This is a genomic window from Amycolatopsis iheyensis (assembly GCF_024703995.1).
In the GTDB taxonomy this organism is placed as follows: Bacteria; Actinomycetota; Actinomycetes; order Mycobacteriales; family Pseudonocardiaceae; genus Amycolatopsis; species Amycolatopsis iheyensis.
The window spans coordinates 25,816-45,032 of sequence record NZ_JAMXQV010000045.1; the positions used below are offsets into that span (position 1 = coordinate 25,816).

The following is a 19,217-nucleotide window of genomic DNA, read 5'->3' on the forward strand; positions in this document are numbered from 1 at the left end:
GCCCGGCTTGGGGGTTTGAGTGAAAGCCGCACGAACCGCAGTCCTGCTCCTCGCACTGGCGACCCTGCCGCTGACCGCGGTCACCGCGGAGGCCGCCGCCCCGCCCGGCCCGGTGTTCACCGGCGGCCAGGCGCAGCCGGTGTTCGCCCCGGCCGACGTCGTGCGCGAGGACGTCTGGGTCACCGCACCGGTCGACAGCGACCACGACGGTGCCGACGACCTCGTGCACGCCCAGGTCGTGCGCCCGCGCGCGACGCAGCAGGGGCTGAAGGTGCCCGTCGTCTACCAGGCCAGCCCGTACTACGCCGGCGGCAACGACGTCGCCAACCACAACGTGGACGTCGAGCTCTACGCACCCGGGTACGCCCGCGGCCCGGAAGGCCCGCGCGTCGCCGCGCACGGTGTCGGCCCGGCCGATCCGATCACCTGGCGCTACCAGGACTACTTCACCGCGCGCGGGTTCGCCGTCGTGTACGGCGAGTCGCTCGGCACCGGCCTCTCGACCGGCTGCCCGACCACCGGCGACGTCAACGAGACGATCGGCGCCCGCTCGGTCGTCGACTGGCTCAACGGCCGCACCCCGGCGCGCGACGCGAACGGCGCCGCCGCGAAGGCCGACTGGAGCACGGGCAAGACCGGCATGATGGGCGTGTCCTACAACGGGACGCTGCCCAACGCCGTCGCGAGCACCGGCGTCCAGGGCCTCGAGACGATCGTGCCGATCGCCGCGATCTCCAGCTGGTACCAGTACTACCGCAACGACGGCGCGGTGGTCGCGGCCGGCGGCTACCAGGGCGAGGACGCCGACGTGCTCGCCGAGTACGTCTACACCCGGGCGGATCGGCAGATCTGCCGGCCGGTGATCGACGGGCTGACCCACGACCAGGACCGGGTGACCGGCGACTACACGCCGTTCTGGGACGTCCGCAACTACCGCAACGACGTCGCGAAGGTGCACGCGTCGGTGCTCGCGGTGCACGGCCTGAACGACTGGAACGTCAAGACCGACCAGGTCGCCGAGTGGTACGAGGCGCTGAAGGCGCACGGCGTCGAGCACAAGATCTGGCTGCACCAGGCCGCCCACGCGGACCCGTACACGCTGCGGCGCGACGTCTGGCTCGCGACGCTGAACAAGTGGATGTCGCACTACCTGTACGGCATCGACAACGGCATCCAGAACGAGCCGAAGGCGACGGTGCAGCGCGAGGACCTGTCGTGGACCGACGAGGCCGACTGGCCGGCGCCGACCACCGCCGACGTCCGCGTGTACCCGTGGCCGGGCGGCCGTTCGAAGGGCGCCATCGACACGCGCAACCCGGTCCCGGGCACGGCGGCCACCGAAACCCTGGCCGACGACTCGTCGAAGACGATCGAGCAGCTGGCCGGGCTGGCGTCGTCGGGCAACCGCCTGCTGTACGCGACGTCGGCGGCGAAGCAGGCCGTGCGCCTCTCGGGCACCGCGCGCGCCGACCTCGCGCTGGCGTTCGACCGCCCCGCGGCGAACGTCTCGGCGATCCTGCTCGACCGCGCGCCGGACGGCACGTCCCACGTGATCAGCCGCGGCTGGACCGACCCGCAGAACCGCACGTCGCCGGCCCGGACCGAGCCGATCACGCCGGGGAAGACGTACCGGATCGGCGTCGAGCTGATGCCGAAGGACTACATCGTGGCGGCGGGCCACCGGCTGGAGTTCCTGCTGGCGTCGAGCGACCACGACTACACGCTGCGGCCGAAGCCGGGCGCGGGGCTGGCACTGGACCTGACGAAGACGTCGGTGACGCTCCCGGTGACGGGCGGCAAGCCGGCGCTGCGAGCCGCGTTCGGCTGATGCTGCCGGAGGATCTCCACGCCGACGTCCGCACGTTGTGGGACTACCACGACCTGCGGCACGAGCCACGGCGTTCCGACGCCGGGATCGGGCTGGGCAGCCGCGATCCCGGCGTCGCGGTGCACACGGCGGAGCTGTACCACGCGGGCCGGTTCCCCCTGGTGGTGTTCACCGGCGCCAACGCCCCGACGACGGTGGAGCGTTTCCCGCGCGGCGAAGCGGTCCACTACCGCGAGATCGCGCTGGAGCTGGGCGTCCCGGAGCAGGCGATCCTGCTCGAGCCGTCGGCGCGCAACACGGGGGAGAACATCACGTTCACCCGCCGCTTGCTGGCGTCCCGCGAGATCGAGTCGGTGACGCTGGTGACCCGCCCGTACCAGCAACGCCGCGCGTACGCGACGGCGAAGCGGCTGTGGCCGGGGGTGGAGATCGTGTGCGCGTCGAAGGCGTCGTCGTTCGAGGACCATGTGACGGGCGAGGAGGACGCGGACCGGGTGATCAGCATGCTGGTGGGAGAGACCCAGCGGATCACGGCTTACGCGGAGCTCGGGTTCGTGGTGCCGCAGGAGGTGCCGGCCGGGGTGGAGCGGGCTTTCGGTCGTTTGGCGGCGGCGGGTTTCACGCAGCGGCTGCTCTGAACGGAAATGATTCCGTCACGGGCGGGTCGCGACGGTAACGCGTGTTCTCGGCGGAACGACCCGAGGAAGTGAAACACACCGGACCCGACGAGGAGGCGCCATGCTGACTCTGAACAAACTGCGGACCGTGTCGGACTTCCTCATCGCGTCGGGGGAAATCGCGTCGATCGAAGTGGTCGTTCGCGGAAAGGAAGGCACCGCACTCCCGGCCGACAAGCTCATCACGCTCAAAACCGGGTTGGCGGACCAGGTGCTTCCCACGGTGGTGGCCCATCTGAAGGATGTGCAGACCGGCATCGTCGAGCCCGATGTCGCGAAGAGCACGATGGTCGTGCGGCTTTACGCCTACGGCCGGATGACCTTGGCCGCCAAGGGCCGGACAGCCGGCGGGCAGTTCGAAGTGAAGATGCTCGCGCTGGTCCGATCCTTGATCGAGGAAATCGAGAAGCTCGGTCTTTCGCTCCTCGAGCAGCGAGTTCTCGTCACGGCGAAGTGGTGCCTCGGCGCGGGCGTGGAACTGGGGGACACCGACCCGGTGGTCTCCACGGACGTCGCGGCGATCGATCGACGGGTCCAGCGGATCGAAGGTCGGCGGCAGCGGCTGAAGAAGTATTCCGCCGCGGCGATCCTCTCCGCCGCGATCATCATGCTCGCCGACGGGTACTCGGTCGTCTCATTCGGCTTCGCCGAGTTTTCCCTGCTGATCCCGGTGTATGCGGGGCTGTTCCTCGCGTACGGGGTGTGGGCGCGAGCCGAAGCGAACTCGTTGTTCAAGGACATCGAGGCGATCCGCGGCCAGCAGGATCTTGACGCGATGCTCAAAGGCGCCGAGCTGGAACGCCGCGCGATGAAGCTGTTCCAAGTGCACAGCCAGCAGCTGAAGCGGTACTACGACCAAGCTCTCCGGCAGCGCGGGTTCATCTTCTTCACCGGGATCTTCTGCATCATCGCGGGTTTCTCGGTCATCGTGATGGCGTTCGTCCTGCTGAAGTCGGCGAATCCCGGGAACTCACTGGAAAAGATCCTCGTGGCGGCGCTCGGGGCGATCGGCGGCATTCTCGGGAACTTCATCGCCGTCGTGTACCTCCGGATGTTCTCGGAGACTGTGAAGTCCATCGGGACCTTCCACGACCGGCTGGTGGCCACTCACCACCTGCACTTCGCGAACTTCCTCGTCTCGAAGGTCGCGGACACGGCGGGGCGCGACACGGCGTTCCGGCTCGTCGCGGAGATCGCCGCTACCCAGGAAGCCAAGGCGCAGAACGGCACCGCGCCGAAGGTGGAGGCTTGATCGTCTAGTCCGCGATCCCCGCCCGATAAGCGAACGCGACAGCCTGAGCCCGATCCCGCAGCCCCGCCTTGGTGAACAAGTGGTTCACATGCGTCTTGACGGTAGCCTCACTGACAACGAGCGTCCGCGCGATCTCGGTGTTCGACAACCCGGCCGCGATCAGCCGCAGCACCTCGATCTCACGCGCGGTCAGCCCCTCGATCTCCTTGATCCGCTTGGGCGTGCTCCGCGTGGCCGCCTCGACGAGCCGCCGCTGCAGCTCACCATCCACTGTGGACTGACCGTCGGCCGCGGACCGCAGGGCCCGGGCGATCGCCTCCGCGTCGGCGTCCTTCGTCAAGAACCCGCGCGCGCCCGCCCGCAACGCCGCCAGCAGCGACTCGTCGTCGGCGTACGTGGTCAGCACCACCACCTCGGTGTCCGGGTGCTCCGCGCGGATCCGCTCGGTGGTCTCGACGCCGTCGCAGCGTGGCATCCGCAGGTCCACGAGCACGACGTCGGGATGGTGCTGGGCGACCAGGTCCAGCGCGGCCAGGCCGTCAGCGGCTGCGCCGACCACCTCCACGCCCGGCAGCAGCCCGAGCAACGTCACCAGGCCCTCCCGGACGACCGCTTGGTCGTCGGCCAGCACCACGCGCAGCGTCACGCCGGCACCGTCAGGTGAATCCGCCATCCGTCCTCCCCCGGTCCGCTCTCGAAACGCCCGTCGAGCAGCGCGACCCGTTCGCTCATCCCGCGCAAACCGTAGCCTGCCGCCGGCGCGTCCGGCGGGCGCCTGCCCTGCCGGTCGGCCACCGTCAGTGCCACCGTCCCGGCGCCGTAGTCCAGCGTGACGTCGACGGCGGCCTGCGCCGCGTGCTTGCGCGTGTTGGCCAGCGCCTCCTGCACCGCGCGGACCAGCGCGGTGCCGACCGCCGCGGCCAGCTCCCGCGGCTCGCCCTCGATCGTCAGGTCCGCCCGGGCGCCGCTGTCGAGCCGGTACGCGGCCAGGAGGTCGGCGATCGTGCGTTCGACCGGGACCGCGTCCTCGCGCAGCGCGGCGACGGCCTTGCGGGCCTCGGCGAGCCCCTCCGACGCCAGCTTTTGCGCCCGTTCGATCTGGGCGAGGGCGTCCGGGCTCGCGCCGTCGCGCACCAGCATGAGCCGCGCGCCCTGCAGGTTCAGCGACAGCCCGGCCAGCGAGTGCGCCAGGACGTCGTGCAGCTCACGGGCGATGCGGGCGCGTTCGGCGAGGGCGGCGGCGCGCGCGTGCTCCTCCGACGCCGTCTGCGCGCGGGCCAGCGCCAGCTCGGTCTGCTCGATCCGGGCGAGCCGGGTCCGCCGGTTCAGGCCGAGCAGCACGATCACCGCGACGATCGCGTACGTCGGCACAGCGCCGTCCCAGGCGTCGTGGTAAGCCGCCCAGAACGTGATCGCCGCCAGGTCGATCACGACCGCGAGCACGATCGGGACCGCCGGCTGCCGGATCACGACGAAGAAGGTGGTGGCGAACATCGTCACCGAGGCGAAGCTGTTCGGCACGACCGCCCACAGCGCGGCGGCGGCGCCGATCACGGCGACGCACGCCACGGGCAGCAGGCGGCGGCTCCCGACGTCGTAGATCCACAGCAACGGCAGCGACAAAGCCAGGGTGATCCCGATCAGGATCCACGAGAGCGTGTTCGCGCGGGGCATCGCGGCGAACATCGGCACGGCGATGAACCCCCAGCGCACCCAGTCCTGGGCCTGGGGAAACCTGGGTCGTCCGATGATCATCGCCGGTGCCTCCGCGGGTGCTTGTACGGAAAATGTACCGACGCGGGCTTCTCTTCGTGGTGTCACGCTGTCCCGTTCGTCAGGAGGTTCCCCCATGTCCAGGTTGCGACGGCTCGCCGCGTTCGCCGCCGCCGCGGCGCTGCCCGCGCTCGGCCTCGTCCTCGCCGGCCAGACGGCCGCGTCGGCCGCGCCCAACTTCCAGGTGCCGTTCAAGTGCGGGGTCACCGTCACCGCGGCGACGTTCAGCGGCCACAGCCCGGAGTACTCGGTCGACTTCCAGAAGTCGGGCATCACCGGGATGCCGGTGCTCGCCGCGGCGTCGGGCACCGTGACCCGGGTGGCGGACGAGGGCAGCACCAGCTACGGCAAGTGGATCGAGCTGGACCACGGCGGCGGCTGGCGCACCCGGTACGCGCACCTGTCGGCCCAGGAGGTCTCGGTCGGGCAGTCGGTCGGCCTCGGCAAGGAGATCGGCAAAGCGGGCGCGACCGGCGGCGTCACCGGCCCGCACCTGCACTTCGAGGAGCGGCTGAACAGCGTGGTGCAGAAGGCGAAGCTGAACGGTGTCGCCGTGCCGTACTACGGCCACACGAACTTCACCAGCAAGAACAACTGCGGTGGCAACCCGTACTCGGCCGAAGAGGTGTGCGGGTCGGGCTTCTCGGTCGTCGACCAGCAGGCGCTGGCGGGCTCGTCCGGCACGACCTACCTGCTGTACAACGCCTCGACTAAGGCGAACTGCGTGACGACGCTCAAGGCGACGTCGCTCGGCACGGCCAGCCCGGTCTCGGCGTTCCTCGAGGTCCAGGGCTCGGCGCGGGTCACCGACTCCGGCAGCTTCACCTACTACGCCGGGCCCGTGAAGAAGGCCGCCGGCGCCACCTGCGTGAAGTGGGGCGGCTCGGTGGGCAGCAACACCTACGAAAGCGGTTTCGAGCACTGCGGCTGACCGGGACCGGTCGGTGGGGCCGGGCAGCATAGCCCGCCCCACCGACAGGAATCCGCCGTCCGGCCACGGCCCGGCCGGTTCCGTCCACATCGGCCCCGCCCATCCACAGATTTGCCGCCACCGCCCCACCCGGCCCCGTCCTACCCCACGCTGGAGGCATGACCACTTCCACCCCGGCCGGCCGGACGCCGGTCCACCTCTACGAGCCGGCGCAGCTGCTGGCCGCCCTGCCCTACCTGATCGGGTTCCGGCCCGCGAACTCCCTCGTCGTGCTCTGCCACCGCGCTCCGGAGGCCGACCGCGTCGGCCTCCTGCTGCGCGGCGACATCCCGCGCCGCGAAGACTGGGCGCGCCAGGCCCGGGCACTCAGCCCACGGCTGGCGCCGGACCGGTTCACCGGTGTCACGGTGCTGGTCGTCGGCGGCGAGCGAAGACCCGGCGGCCCGCCACCGCACGCGGGTTTCGTCGAAGAGCTGGCCAACACCGTGGCCGACGTCGGATTGCCGATGCTGCACGCCCTGTGGGCGGCCGACATCGCCGAGGGCGCCCCGTGGGGCTGTTACACGGCTCCGCAGTGCCGCGGTGTGCTGCCGGACCCGCGCACGACGGTGGTGGCGGCGATGGCGACCGAGCACGGCAAGGTGGTGTTCGACAGCCGCGAAGAGCTGGCAGCCTTGCTCGAGCCGCGCTGCCCCGAGGCGCTGGCCCGCCGAACCGCGGAACTGACCCGGCAACCCGGGCTCCCGTGGCCGGACGAAACGCGCGTTTCCGACGCGTCGCTGGTGATCCGCGAGGCGTTCGAACGCCAGCGATGCGGAGCCGGGCCGCCGACCGACGAGCAAGCGGTGCTGCTGGCCGCCGCCCTGACGATCCCGGAAATCCGCGACGTCTGCCTGGCGACCGCGGCATCTCCCGGCACCCCGGCGGCGCTGGAGGCCGAGCGCCTGTGGCTGACGCTGGTCCAGGAGCTCCCGATCCCGGAACGGGCGGAAGCGGCGGCATTGCTGGGCTACACGGCCTACCTGCGCGGCGACGGCGCGCTCGCGGGCATGGCGCTGGACAACGCGTTGGCAGCGAACCCGAACCACGCGCTGGCCGGTCTCCTGAAGAGGGTGCTGTGCAGCGGAACGTCACCCCAGGAGCTGCTGGGCCTGGCCCTGGCGGCGGACCCGATGGGCTCGTCGGGCTTCGGCCTGATCACACCGAACTACGTGGAGCTGGACATGTGCCTGTCCGTGGAGATCCGGTGTGGACGATCGATGACCGGCAAAACCTGACCCTGACCCGCTTCGCCGCGCTGGGCGGGGGAGCGGGCCCCGCGGTCGGCGACCGCGCGGCATCCGCACGGTCGCCGGGTACACCCGATCGTTCGCCCTGCAAGCACTTCGGCCGCCCCGCGGTCGGCCGGAGCAGCTTGGGGCGGGACTGAGTCGCGAGATCGGGGAGCAGAGGCTCCGCTCCCCGACCTTCCGGCGGCGGGGAGCGGCCCCGCGTTCGAGGGCCCCGGCGCAGCCCTCCGAGCCACGCCCCGGCCCGAGGTCAGCCCCGTGCGGCCCGGCGGGCCTGGGTGAACTCCCAAGCGTCCCGGACGATGCCGGTCAGCTCGGTGCGCTCCGGCTTCCAGCCCAGCTCTTCGCGGGCCCGGTCGCTGGCGGCCACCAGCACCGACGGGTCGCCCGCGCGGCGCGGGGCCACCGCGGCCGGCACCGCGTGCCCCGTCACCTCGCGGCAGGCCTCGATCACCTCGAGAACGGAGAACCCCGTGCCATTGCCCAGGTTGTAGATGCGGTGCGTGCCCGCCGTCGCGTGCTTCAGCGCCAGCAGGTGCGCGTCCGCGAGGTCCACGACGTGGATGTAGTCGCGGACCGCCGTCTTGTCCGGCGTCGGGTAGTCGTCGCCGAAGATCTGAATCTGTTCGCGGTCGCCCGTGGCGACCTGGAGAACGAGGGGAATGAGATGGGTTTCCGTGGCGTGCCGTTCACCGAACGCGCCGTACGCGCCCGCGACGTTGAAGTACCGCAGGCTCACCGCGGCCAGGCCGTGCGCGCCGGCGAAGCTGGTGATCGCGGCGTCGATGGCGAGCTTCGTGGCGCCGTAGGTGTTGGTCGGCCGGGTCGGCGCGGTCTCCGGGATCGGCGACTGCTCCGGTTCGCCGTAGGTCGCCGCCGTCGAGGAGAACACCAGGCGTGGCGTGCCGTGCTCCTGCATGGCCTCGAGCAGCCGCAGGGACGTGACGACGTTGCCTTCCCAGTACTTCGCCGGCTCGGTCATCGACTCGCCGACCAGCGACTTCGCCGCGAAGTGCAGCACGCCGTCGAAGCCCTCGCGCAGCAGGCTGCCCGCTACCTCGGCGGCGTCGCCCTCGATGAACCGCGCGTCCGGGTGCACCGCGTCGGCGTGGCCGGTCGACAGGTCGTCGACGACGGTGACCTGGTGCCCGGCTTCGACCAGCCGGGCGGCGCAGACGCTGCCGACGTACCCGGCCCCGCCCGTCACGACCAGCTTCAGGGCGTTGCTCTGCTCCGACACATCCAGGCCTTCCTGCCGAGGGTGGTGACTGTGTGCGTCAGTCTTCCCCCTCGGCGGTGCGCGGGTCCGGGCGGGGGGACCCGCGCGGCCTCAGACCTCGTCGCGCCCGGCGCCCCGCGAAGGCACCGCGGTGAACATCCGCGGCCGCCGGTAGCCGGCCTTCTCGTACGCGGCGTCGACGGCGGCCTTGACGCCGTCCAGGTCGGCGTCGCGGACCAGCGCGATCGCCGAGCCGCCGAAGCCACCGCCGGTCATCCGCGAGCCCAGCGCGCCGGCCTCCCGCGCCGAGTCGACCGCGAGGTCCAGCTCGGCCGTGGAGATCCGGTAGTCGTCGCGCATGGAGACGTGCGAGGCGTCCAGGTGCGGGCCGATCTCGGCCAGCCGTCCGGCGCGCAGCAGCTCGACCACCTCGAGCACCCGCTGGTTCTCGGTGACGACGTGCCGCACCAGCGGCACCAGGTCCTCCGGCAGCCGCTCGAGGGCGTCGGCCAGGCCTTCGACGGTGACGTCGCGCAGCGCCTTCACCCCGAGCAGCTCGGCCGCCCGTTCGGTGCCGCGGCGACGCTCGCCGTACCCGCCCTCGGCGTGCGAGTGCTTGGTGCGGGTGTCCATGATCAGCACCTGCAGCCCGGCCTCGGCCAGGCCGAACGGCACCTGCTCCTGCTCGCCCGAGCGCACGTCGAGGAACAACACGTGGGACTCGGTGCAGCAGAGGGACGCCGTCTGGTCGAGCAGGCCCGTGGGCGCGCCGACGAAGTCGTTCTCCGAGCGCTGGACCCACCGGGCGACCTGCGGCCGCGTGGGCACGCGGTCGCCGGGGGAGCCCAGCTCCAGGCCGGCCAGGCCCAGCAACGCGAGCGAAACCGCGCACTCGAGCGCGTGGGAGGAGGACAGCCCGGCCCCGGAGGGCACGTCGCCGGCGACGACCAGGTCGGCACCGGCCGTGAAGCCCTGGTCGCGCAGCACCCAGGCCACGCCGGCCGGGTACGCGGCCCACCCCGGGACCGTGCCCGGCACCAGGTCGGCGATCTTGAGCTCGCCGGAGTGCTGGAGCTGGCCGTCGTCGCCCAGGGTGGCCACGGACAGGACGCCGTCCTCGCGGGGTGACGCCGCCGCGGCCAGGCGGTGCGGCAGGGCGAAGGGCAGGACGAAGCCGTCGTTGTAGTCGGTGTGCTCGCCGATCAGGTTGACCCGTCCGGGTGCGGACCAGACCCCGGCCGGCTCGGTGCCGTGCACGGTGCGGAACGCGGCCGCGGCCTCCGAAGCGGGGCTCACCTGGCTTGCGCCAGGACGGCGTGCAGCGCGGAGCTGGCGACCTGGGCGGTGGTCTCGCCGCCGGTGACCTCGACGGTGCCGCCGTTGGCCTTGCCGATGGTGACCGTGCCGCCCGGCACGATGCCGACGGACTTGAGCTCGGTCATCAGCGACTCGTCCAGCTGGACGTGCTCGGCGATGCGCCGGATCTGGACGCGGCCGCCGCCGGTGCGGGCGAACTCGTCGAGCCGGACGAGGTCGGCCTCGGCGGGCGGTGCCGGGTCGCCGTCGCCCAGCTTGTCCAGGCCCGGGATCGGGTTGCCGTAGGGGGAGGTGGTCGGGTGGTCGAGCAGCTTGACCAGCTTGCGCTCGACGGCCTCGCTCATCACGTGCTCCCACCGGCACGCCTCGTTGTGCACGTGCTCCCACTCGAGCCCGATGACGTCGACGAGGAGGCGTTCGGCCAGGCGGTGCTTGCGCATGACGGCGATGGCGAGCTCGCGGCCGTGGTCGGTCAGCTGGAGGTGGCGGTCGTCGGCCACCACGACCAGGCCGTCACGCTCCATGCGGGCGACAGTCTGGCTCACGGTCGGGCCGCTCTGCTGCAGGCGCTCGGCGATGCGGGCGCGCAGCGGGACGACACCCTCTTCTTCGAGCTCGTAGATCGTACGCAAGTACATCTCGGTGGTGTCGATGAGATCGTTCACGCTGTCCCCTTCGTCCGCGTTGCTCATCGTAGTCGTTGACCCCGACAGCGGCGGCGGGCCTGGTAGATAACAACACGCCGGTGACGGATATGTCCGCACCCCGCCGCGACCGGGCGGGTGAGCGCTGCAAGATGGGGGCATGCGTCCGCTGATCAGCACCACCGACCTCGCCGCCGCGGTGGCCGGCCCGGCCGGTGACCGGCCTGTCGTCCTCGACGTCCGCTGGCGGCTCGCCGGCCCGCCCGGCGCCGAGTCCTACCGGGAGGGGCACGTGCCCGGGGCGGTGTTCGTCGACCTCGACCGCGCGCTCGCCGGCGAGCCGGGCGAGGGTGGCCGCCACCCGCTGCCCGACCCGGCCTACCTGCAGCGCGACCTGCGTGCGGCCGGGGTCCGGGCGGGTGCGCCGGTGGTGGTCTACGACGACGCCGACGGTTCGGTGGCGGCCCGGGCGTGGTGGCTGCTGCGCTGGGCCGGCCACGAGGAGGTGGCGGTGCTCGACGGCGGTTACGCGGCGTGGACCACCGGCGGCCACCCGGTGAGCACCGAGCAGCCGAGCCCGGAACCCGGCGACCTCGAGGTCCGCCCGGGCGGCATGCCGGTGCTGGACGCGGACGAGGCGGCCGCCCTGGCCCGCGACGGCCTCCTGCTCGACGCCCGCGCGACCCCGCGCTACGCGGGCGAGACGGAGCCGGTCGACCCGCGTGCCGGGCACATCCCGGGCGCGGTGAACGCCCCGTTCGCGGGCCACGTCGGCGCGGACGGCCGCTGGCGGACACCGGCGGAGCTGGCCGAGCGCTTCGCCGGGCTGGGCCTGCGCCCGGGTGAGCCGGTCGGCGCGTACTGCGGCTCGGGGGTGACGGCCAGCTCGGTGGTGCTCGCCCTGGAGCTGGCGGGCCACCCGGGCGCGGGTCTGTACGCGGGCTCGTGGTCCCACTGGTCCCGAGACCCCGAACGCCCGGCGGCGACCGGGACGCTCCCCGGCTGAGGCTGGTCGTGAGTCCACGAACTCCGGCGATCGGCACTACAGTCGAGCGCATGTCGCCGGCTGTCGTTTGGGACTCCGCCCTGCTGGGTTACGACCTGGGTGGGGAGCATCCGTTCAACCCCGTCCGGCTGGAGCTGACTGTCCGGCTGGCCACCGAGCTCGGCGTCCTGACCGACGTCCCGCTCCTCGTCCCCACCAGCGCCGGGGACGAGGAGCTGCTCCGGATCCACGCCCCCGAGTACATCGCCGCCGTGCGGGAGGCGCCGCTCGTCGGGTGGGACGTCGGGCACGGGCTCGGCACCTCCGACAACCCCGTCTTCCCGGACATGCACGACGCCTCCGCGCTGGTCGTCGGCTCGACGCTGCTCGCCGCCCGGAAGATCGCCGAGGGCGAGGCGACCCGGGCCGTCAACATCGCCGGTGGCCTGCACCACGCCATGCGCGACCAGGCGTCGGGCTTCTGCGTCTACAACGACTGCGCCGTCGCCATCTCCTGGCTGCTCGACCACGGCTTCGAGCGGATCGCCTACATCGACACCGACGTCCACCACGGTGACGGCGTCCAGGCCGCCTTCTACAACGACCCGCGCGTCCTCACCATCTCGATGCACCAGCACCCGTTCACGCTCTGGCCGGGCACCGGCTACTCCGCCGAGACCGGGCGCGGCAAGGCCGACGGCACCTCGGTGAACCTCCCGCTGCCGCCGCGCACCCGGGACCCCGGCTGGCTGCGTGCCTTCACCGCCGTCGTCCCTTCGCTGCTGGCCGACTTCGAGCCGCAGCTGCTGTTCACCCAGTGCGGTGTCGACTCGCACGAGGAGGACCCGCTCGCCGACCTCTCGCTGTCCGTCGACGGGCACCGCACCATCTACGCCACCCTCCGCGACCTGGCCGAGACCTACGCCGGTGGCAAGTGGATCGCCGTCGGCGGCGGTGGCTACCAGCTGATCCGGGTGGTCCCGCGGTCGTGGACGCACCTGCTCGCCACCGTCCTCGACCGGGACGTCGCCCCGGCGACGCCGATGCCGCCCGGCTGGGTCTCCACCGTCACGAAGGCCGCCCCGCACGCCGAGCTGCCGCAGACGATGACCGACGACCGCGACACCACCTTCAAGCCGTGGGGCGACGGCGAGGACGACCCCGTCGACATCGCCATCCGGGACACCCGCCGCGCCGTCTTCCCCTTGCACGGCCTCGATCCGGACGACCCCAGGGACTGACCATGGCCGGCCGCGACCCGTTCGACTACCCCCGCGACTGGGAGGCCGACGTCGTGCTGTCCGACGGCGGCACCGTCCACCTGCGCCCGGTCGTCCCGAGCGACGCCGACGGCCTGGTCGCCTTCCACGGCAAGCTCTCCGAGCGCACTCGCTACTTCCGCTACTTCGGCGCCTACCCACGCATCCCCGAAAAGGACCTCAAGCGCTTCTCGACCGTCGACCACCACGACCGGGTCGCGTTCGCCGCCTTCCTCGGCGACGACATCGTCGCGGTCGGCCGGTACGAGCGGCTGGACCACGGCCCGTCGGCCGAGGTCGCCTTCGTCGTCAGCGACGCGCACCAGGGCCGTGGTCTCGGCTCGATCCTCCTGGAGCACCTCGCCGCGGCCGCGTCCGAATGCGGGCTGCGCCGGTTCGTCGCCGAGGTGCTCGCCGAGAACGCCGCCATGGTGCGGGTCTTCCGCGACGCCGGGTACCAGGTCAGCCGCGAGATCGAGGAAGGCGTGCTGCACCTGGAGTTCGACATCGACCCGACCGAGGAGTCCCTCGCGGTCGCGCGCTCACGGGAGCAGGCCGCCGAGGCACGCAGCGTGCACAACCTGCTGCACCCGACGTCGGTCGCGGTGATCGGCGCGTCCGCCGAACCGGGCAAGGTCGGGCACGTCGCCTTCGCGAACCTCCTGGTCGCGGCGTTCACCGGCACCGTCTACCCGGTCAACCCGGAGCACCGCTCGGTGCGCGGCGTCCGCGCGTACCCGTCGGTGCTGGACATCCCGGACCCGGTCGACCTGGCCGTCGTCGCGGTGCCCGCCGAGGCCGTCGAGTCCGTTTTGGACGCTTGTCTCGCCAAGGGCGTCAAGACGCTGCTGATCCTCTCCAGCGGCTTCGCCGAGGCCGGCCCGCACGGCCTGCACGCCGAGCTGCGGCTGGTCGGCGAGGCGCGGGCGCACGGCATGCGCGTCGTCGGCCCGAACGCGCTCGGCGTGCTGAACACCGCGCCCGGCATCCGGCTGAACGCCACTCTCGCCCCGCGCCTGCCCGTGCGCGGGCGCACCGGGTTCTTCTGCCAGTCCGGCGCGCTGGGCACGGCGATCCTCGCCGACGCCGAGTCGCGCGGCCTCGGGCTCTCGACGTTCGTCTCGGCCGGCAACCGCGCCGACGTCTCGGGCAACGACCTGTTGCAGTACTGGGAAACCGACCCGGACACCGATCTCGTGCTGCTGTACCTCGAGTCGTTCGGCAACCCGCGCAAGTTCGCGCGCCTGGCCCGCCGCCTCGCGCGGACGAAGCCGATCGTCGCGGTGAAGTCGGGGCGGCACGCGGTGCGCCCGCAGCTGGCCGCGACGTCCACCGAGATCGACGAAGCCAGTGTCCAGGCGCTGTTCGAGCAGGCGGGCGTCGTGCGGGTGGAGTCGCTGGCCCAGCTGTTCGACACCGCGCTCGTCTTCGCCCACCAGCCGCTGCCGGCCGGGCCGCGGATCGGGATCGTCGGCAACTCCAGCGCGATCGGGCTGCTGGCCGCGGACACCGCGCGGATGCAGGGGCTGCGGCTGGCCTTCGACCCGGTGGACGTCGGCCCGCAGGCCGGCCCGGAGGACTTCGCCGATGCGGTCGGCGAGGCCCTCACCTCACCGGAGACCGACGCGCTGGTCGTCGTGTTCGCCCCGCCGGTGGCGATCCCGGGTACGGCGTACGCGCGGGCCCTTCGCGAAACCGTGGTGGAACTGGGGCAGCGCAAGCCGATCGTGTCGACGTTCCTCGCCGCCGAAGGCGTGCCGGACGAGCTCGCGGTCCTGACCGAGGACGGGACGCCGACGCGCGGCTCGATCCCGTCCTACCCGAGCCCGGAACGCGCGGTGAACGCGCTCGCCAGGGTCGTCCGGTACGCCGCGTGGCGGCAACGCCCGCAGGGCACGCTGGTGCGCCCGGCCGGCACCCACACCGAGCAGGCGCAGGGGATCGTGCGCGAGCTGCTCGAAGCCGAGAGCGGTAAGACGACGCTGCTGTCGGACACCGACGTCGTGCGGTTGCTGGGCTGCTACGGCATCGACGTCGTCCCCTTCCGGGTGGCGTCCACAGTGGACGAAGCCGTCGCGGCGGCGGCCGAGCTGGGCTTCCCGGTGACGCTCAAGGCCGTCGACGAACGCCTGCGCGGCCGTCCCGACCTGGCCGGCGTGCGCCTCGACCTGGCCTCCGAAGATTCCGTGCGCACCGCCTACGAGACGCTGCGGGAGATCTCCGGCGACGACGACGTGTACGTCCAGCGGATGGCCCCCAAGGGCCTCTCGTGCGTGATCGGGCTGCAGGACGACCCGTCGTTCGGCACGCTCGTGTCGTTCGGGCTGTCCGGGCTGGTCAGCACGCTGCTGGGCGACCGCGCCTACCGGGCCGTGCCGCTCACCGACGTCGACGCCGCGACGCTGCTGCGCGAGCCGCGGACGGCGCCGCTGCTCACCGGTTACCGCGGCGACGAGCCCGCCGACCTCGCCGCGTTGCAGGACATGGTGCTGCGGGTGGCCGCGCTGGCCGAGGACAACCCGGAGGTGCGGTCGCTGGTGCTCGACCCGATCCTCGCCTCGCCGGACGGCGCCTTCGTCGCGAACGCCCGCCTCGTGCTGGGCGCGCCGCCGTCGCGTCCCGACACCGGACCGCGTCGCCTGCGCGCGATCAACCCCGTGGACTGAACCTTGCTGACCGAACTGCTGACGACGCACGCCGCGGACCTGCCCGGCGCGGTCGCGCTGGTGGCGCACGGCGAGCAGGTCGAGGCGGCGGCCGTGGGCTCGGCCGACGCCGAGGGGACAGTGCCGATGGCACGCGACTCGCTGTTCCGGATCGCGTCGCTGACCAAGCCGATGACGGCCGCGGCGGTGCTGCTGCTCGTCGACGACGGCGTGCTGAAGCTCGACGACCCGATCGCGCGGTGGCTGCCGGAGCTGGCGGCGCCGGTGGTCGTCCGGACGCCGGGCGGCCCGGTCGACGACGTGGTGCCCGCCGTCCGCCCGATCACCGTGGCCGACCTGCTGACCTTCCGCTGCGGCTACGGGCTCGCCGCGGACATGACGCTGCCCGCCGTCGACCTGCTGCTCCAGGTGCTGGGCCACCCGGCCGCGGCGCCACGCGGGTTGTCGCCGGACGAGTGGCTGGCGGCGCTGGCGCAGGTGCCGCTGCTGTACCAGCCGGGCCAGGCGTGGCTCTACGACACCGGTTCGGACCTGCAGGGCGTGCTGATCGCGCGGGTGACGGGGCGGCCGCTGCCGGAGTTCCTGGCGGAGCGGCTGTTCGAGCCGCTCGGCATGGCCGACACCGGGTTCGCGGTGCCGACGGCGGCGCTGGGCCGGTTCACCAGCGCGTACCGCCGCCGCGACGGCGGCTTCCGGCTGATCGACTCGCCCGAGGGCCGGTGGAGCACCCCGCCGAAGTTCCCGTCGGGCTCCGCAGGCCTGGTCTCGACGGCCGACGACCTCCTCGCGTTCGCCCGCTTCCTACTGGCCGGGGGCACGATCGGCGACCACCGCCTGCTGCGGCCGGAGTCGGTCCGCCGGATGACGACGGACCACCTGACCCCGCCCCAGCGCGCGGCCGCGAGCCCCTTCCTGCACGGCGCGGGGTGGGGCCACGGCGGCGCGGTCGACGTGGAGCCGAAGGAGCCTTGGGAGGTGGCGGGCCGCTACGGCTGGGTCGGCGGCGCGGGCACGGCGGCGCACCTGGTCCCGTCGACGGGCACGGTCACGGTCCTGCTCACCCAGGTCGAGCTGACCAGCCCCGACCCGACGCCGTTGATGCGCGAGGTCTGGACCTACGCCGCGAACTAGCCCGCCAGCTCGTCGCCCAGTGCCAGCAGCTGCGTGGTCGCCGGGCCCAGCTCGAACTCCAGGCGCTTCGCCGCCGTGAAGTAGCGGTGGACCTCGTGGTCGGTGTCGATGCCGACGCCGCCGTGGGTGTGGACCGTCGTGTGGGCCACCCGGTGGCCCGCCTCCGCCGCCCAGAACTTGGCCGTCGCCACCGCCTCCGCCGCCGGGAGGTCCGACGCCAGCCGCCAGGCCGCCTGCAGCGACGTCAGCCGCACCGCTTCGACGTCCACGTACGCGTCCGCGAGGCGCTGGCGGACCGCCTGGAAGCCGCCGATGACGTGGTCGAACTGCTTGCGTTCGGCCGCGTAGGCCGCCGTCAGCTCCAACGCGCGCTCGACGACGCCGAGCTGCTGCGCGCACACCCCGACCGTCCCGCGCAGCCGCAGCCACTCGCCGATGTCGCCCAGCGAAGTGCCGGGCACGTCGGACAGCTCCAGCAGGCAGGCGTCGGCGTGGTCGGTCGTCTGCTGCGGCCGCACCGTCACGCCGGGCGCCGCCGCGTCGACCAGGAACACCGCGTCGTCCGCGGCGACCAGGAAACCGTGGGCGAACGCGCCGAACGCGACCGCGGTCCGCGAACCGGACAGCCGGCCGTCGGTGGCGGTGAACCCGGCCAGCGCCACCGCCAGAACGCGTTCTCCCCGCAGCACCGGCAGCACCCAGCGGTCCACCAGCTCCGGCGTGCCGAACTCGGCCAGCGCCGACGCCGCCATCGTGATCGACGGCAGGTAGGGGACCGCCGCCACCGCGCGGCCGATTTCGGTGAGCACCGCGCACTGCTCCAGCAGCCCGAACCCGCCGCCGCCCAGCGACGACGGGAGGCCTGCGTCGAGCACGCCGGCCTGGCCGAGCGCCGTCCACAGGGGAGCGTCGAAGCCGCCGGTGCCGTGCGGGTCGTGGCTCGCCTTGTCGCCGGCGATCCGCCGGGTCAGCGCGGCGAGGTCCGCCGACGCTTCGGAAGGGGTGAAGTCCACAGCAGCTCCTAGCGCGTGACGGGCAGGCCGAGGGCGGTCGCGGCGATCATGTCCCGCTGGATCTCGTTGGTGCCGCCGCCGAAGGTGAGGATCAGCGCCGACCGGTGCAGCCGCTCGATCCGCCCGGCCAGCAGTGCGCCCGGCGAGCCGTCGCGGACGACGGCGGCCGCGCCGAGGACCTCCATCAGCAGCCGGTAGGCCTCGATCGCGAACTCCGTGCCGTACACCTTCGTCGCCGACGCCTCCGCCGGGCCGAGGTCGCTCGCCGCCGCGGCCCAGGCGATCCGCCAGTTGCGCAGCTTCAGGTACTCCGCGCCGGCGTGCACCCGCGCGAGGTGCAACCGCACCCATTCGTGGTCGATGGCGCCGGTTTCCTTCGCCCACGCCAGGACGTCGGCGAGTGCCTTGCGCACCGGCGCGGACGACGTCAGCGCGACGCGCTCGTGGTTGAGCTGGTTGGTGATCAGCGGCCAGCCGGCGTTCTCCTCGGCGACCCGCGCCGACACCGGCACGCGCACGCCGTCGTAGTAGGTCGCGCTCGTCCCGGCGCCCGCGACCGTGCGGACCTTGGTCCACGAAAACCCGGGCGCCGACGTCGGCACGATCAGCATCGACAGCCCGCGGTGCTTCTTCGCGTCGGGGTCGGTCCGGACGGCGAGCCACACGTAGTCGGCGTACTCGATCAGGCTGGTCCACATCTTCTGCCCGGTGACGACGTACTCGTCGCCGTCGCGCACCGCGCGCGTCCGCAGCGAGGCGAGGTCGGTGCCGGCCTCCGGCTCGGAGTAGCCGATCGAGAAGTGCAGCTCCCCGGCGGCGATCTTCGGCAGGTAGAACGCCTTCTGCTCGTCGGTGCCGTAGCGCATGATGGTCGGCCCGACGGTGTTCACGGTCAGGAACGGCACCGGCACCCCGGCGATGGCCGCCTCGTCGGTGAAGATGAGCTGGTCGAGCATCGGCCGGCCCTGCCCGCCGTACTCCTTCGGCCAGCCCAGCGCGAGCCAGCCGTCCTTGCCCAGCTGCCGGACGATTTCCTTGTACGCCACGCCGTCGCCGTACTCGTCGCCCGCGCGGAGGCTGTCCCGCCGCTCGGGCGTCATCAGCTCGGCGAAGTACTCCCTGAGCTCCGCGGCCAGTGCCCGCTGCTGGAGTGTGTAGTCGATCCGCACCCGTCACCTCGATCCGGCGTTATAGTAGAACCTGTTCTAGTTGTACCAGGACTCACGCGGCGGA

16 protein-coding genes are annotated in these 19,217 nt (G+C 72.6%); 9 read left to right on the forward strand and 7 right to left on the reverse strand.

Annotated features, from left to right (window positions below; translation table 11 throughout):
* The first annotated feature begins 19 nt into the window (after positions 1-19).
* From M8542_RS47270 to M8542_RS47280, 3 genes are all read left to right on the forward strand, one after another.
* Positions 20-1,828: a Xaa-Pro dipeptidyl-peptidase gene (locus M8542_RS47270; protein WP_257926982.1), complete on the forward strand. Its 1,809-nt coding sequence runs from the start codon at positions 20-22 to the stop codon at positions 1,826-1,828.
* Positions 1,828-2,466, forward strand: a complete 639-nt coding sequence (locus M8542_RS47275) for a YdcF family protein (protein WP_257926983.1) — start codon at positions 1,828-1,830, stop codon at positions 2,464-2,466. The genes M8542_RS47270 and M8542_RS47275 overlap by 1 nt, the downstream gene beginning before the upstream one ends.
* A 100-nt stretch (positions 2,467-2,566) precedes the next feature.
* Positions 2,567-3,757, forward strand: coding sequence for a TRADD-N-associated membrane domain-containing protein (locus M8542_RS47280; RefSeq protein ID WP_257926984.1), 1,191 nt, complete (start codon positions 2,567-2,569; stop codon positions 3,755-3,757).
* Between the two features lie 4 nt (positions 3,758-3,761).
* On the opposite strand, the gene M8542_RS47285 is transcribed toward M8542_RS47280, so the two are convergent.
* Both M8542_RS47285 and M8542_RS47290 read right to left on the reverse strand, forming a co-directional pair.
* Positions 3,762-4,403, reverse strand: a complete 642-nt coding sequence (locus tag M8542_RS47285; RefSeq protein ID WP_257927010.1) for a response regulator — start codon at positions 4,401-4,403, stop codon at positions 3,762-3,764.
* Positions 4,400-5,512: a sensor histidine kinase gene (locus M8542_RS47290; protein WP_257926985.1), complete on the reverse strand. Its 1,113-nt coding sequence runs from the start codon at positions 5,510-5,512 to the stop codon at positions 4,400-4,402. Before M8542_RS47290 ends, M8542_RS47285 begins: the two co-directional genes overlap by 4 nt.
* Before the next feature lie 94 nt (positions 5,513-5,606).
* Here M8542_RS47290 and M8542_RS47295 point away from each other — a divergent pair, with 94 nt between their 5' ends.
* Together M8542_RS47295 and M8542_RS47300 are read left to right on the forward strand one after the other, a co-directional pair.
* Positions 5,607-6,461 (forward strand): M23 family metallopeptidase, encoded by an 855-nt coding sequence (locus M8542_RS47295; RefSeq protein WP_257926986.1) that lies wholly within the window; start codon positions 5,607-5,609, stop codon positions 6,459-6,461.
* Positions 6,462-6,619: 158 nt separating this feature from the next.
* Positions 6,620-7,738: a DUF4192 domain-containing protein gene (locus tag M8542_RS47300; protein ID WP_257926987.1), complete on the forward strand. Its 1,119-nt coding sequence runs from the start codon at positions 6,620-6,622 to the stop codon at positions 7,736-7,738.
* A gap of 262 nt (positions 7,739-8,000) precedes the next feature.
* Here the strand turns inward: M8542_RS47300 and galE are convergent, their stop codons facing one another.
* The 3 genes from galE to M8542_RS47315 form a co-directional block, all read right to left on the reverse strand.
* Positions 8,001-8,990, reverse strand: a complete 990-nt coding sequence (gene galE, locus M8542_RS47305) for a UDP-glucose 4-epimerase GalE (protein ID WP_257926988.1) — start codon at positions 8,988-8,990, stop codon at positions 8,001-8,003.
* Positions 8,991-9,080: 90 nt separating this feature from the next.
* On the reverse strand, positions 9,081-10,265 hold the full coding sequence (gene galK / locus M8542_RS47310; protein ID WP_257926989.1) for a galactokinase: 1,185 nt from the start codon (positions 10,263-10,265) through the stop codon (positions 9,081-9,083).
* Positions 10,262-10,978, reverse strand: coding sequence for an iron-dependent transcriptional repressor DtxR (locus tag M8542_RS47315; protein ID WP_276588099.1), 717 nt, complete (start codon positions 10,976-10,978; stop codon positions 10,262-10,264). The genes galK and M8542_RS47315 overlap by 4 nt, the downstream gene beginning before the upstream one ends.
* A gap of 112 nt (positions 10,979-11,090) precedes the next feature.
* Here M8542_RS47315 and M8542_RS47320 point away from each other — a divergent pair, with 112 nt between their 5' ends.
* The 4 genes from M8542_RS47320 to M8542_RS47335 are packed head-to-tail and all read left to right on the forward strand — an operon-like array spanning position 11,091 to position 16,971.
* Complete coding sequence (locus M8542_RS47320) at positions 11,091-11,936, forward strand: sulfurtransferase (RefSeq protein ID WP_257926991.1); 846 nt, start codon at positions 11,091-11,093, stop codon at positions 11,934-11,936.
* A 50-nt stretch (positions 11,937-11,986) separates the two neighbouring features.
* The gene (locus M8542_RS47325) at positions 11,987-13,156 is read left to right on the forward strand and encodes an acetoin utilization protein AcuC (RefSeq protein WP_257926992.1); all 1,170 of its coding nucleotides are present in this window, start codon (positions 11,987-11,989) and stop codon (positions 13,154-13,156) included.
* Between the two features lie 2 nt (positions 13,157-13,158).
* Positions 13,159-15,840 carry a bifunctional acetate--CoA ligase family protein/GNAT family N-acetyltransferase gene (locus tag M8542_RS47330; protein WP_257926993.1) on the forward strand — a complete coding sequence of 894 codons (2,682 nt, stop codon included), beginning with the start codon at positions 13,159-13,161 and terminating at the stop codon, positions 15,838-15,840.
* A 6-nt stretch (positions 15,841-15,846) separates the two neighbouring features.
* Positions 15,847-16,971, forward strand: coding sequence for a serine hydrolase domain-containing protein (locus M8542_RS47335; protein WP_443643427.1), 1,125 nt, complete (start codon positions 15,847-15,849; stop codon positions 16,969-16,971).
* On the opposite strand, the gene M8542_RS47340 is transcribed toward M8542_RS47335, so the two are convergent.
* Positions 16,968-17,984 (reverse strand): acyl-CoA dehydrogenase family protein, encoded by a 1,017-nt coding sequence (locus M8542_RS47340; protein ID WP_257926995.1) that lies wholly within the window; start codon positions 17,982-17,984, stop codon positions 16,968-16,970. The genes M8542_RS47335 and M8542_RS47340 overlap by 4 nt on opposite strands.
* Positions 17,985-17,992: 8 nt before the next feature.
* Positions 17,993-19,153 carry an acyl-CoA dehydrogenase family protein gene (locus tag M8542_RS47345; protein WP_257926996.1) on the reverse strand — a complete coding sequence of 387 codons (1,161 nt, stop codon included), beginning with the start codon at positions 19,151-19,153 and terminating at the stop codon, positions 17,993-17,995.
* Positions 19,154-19,217 lie beyond the last annotated feature (64 nt).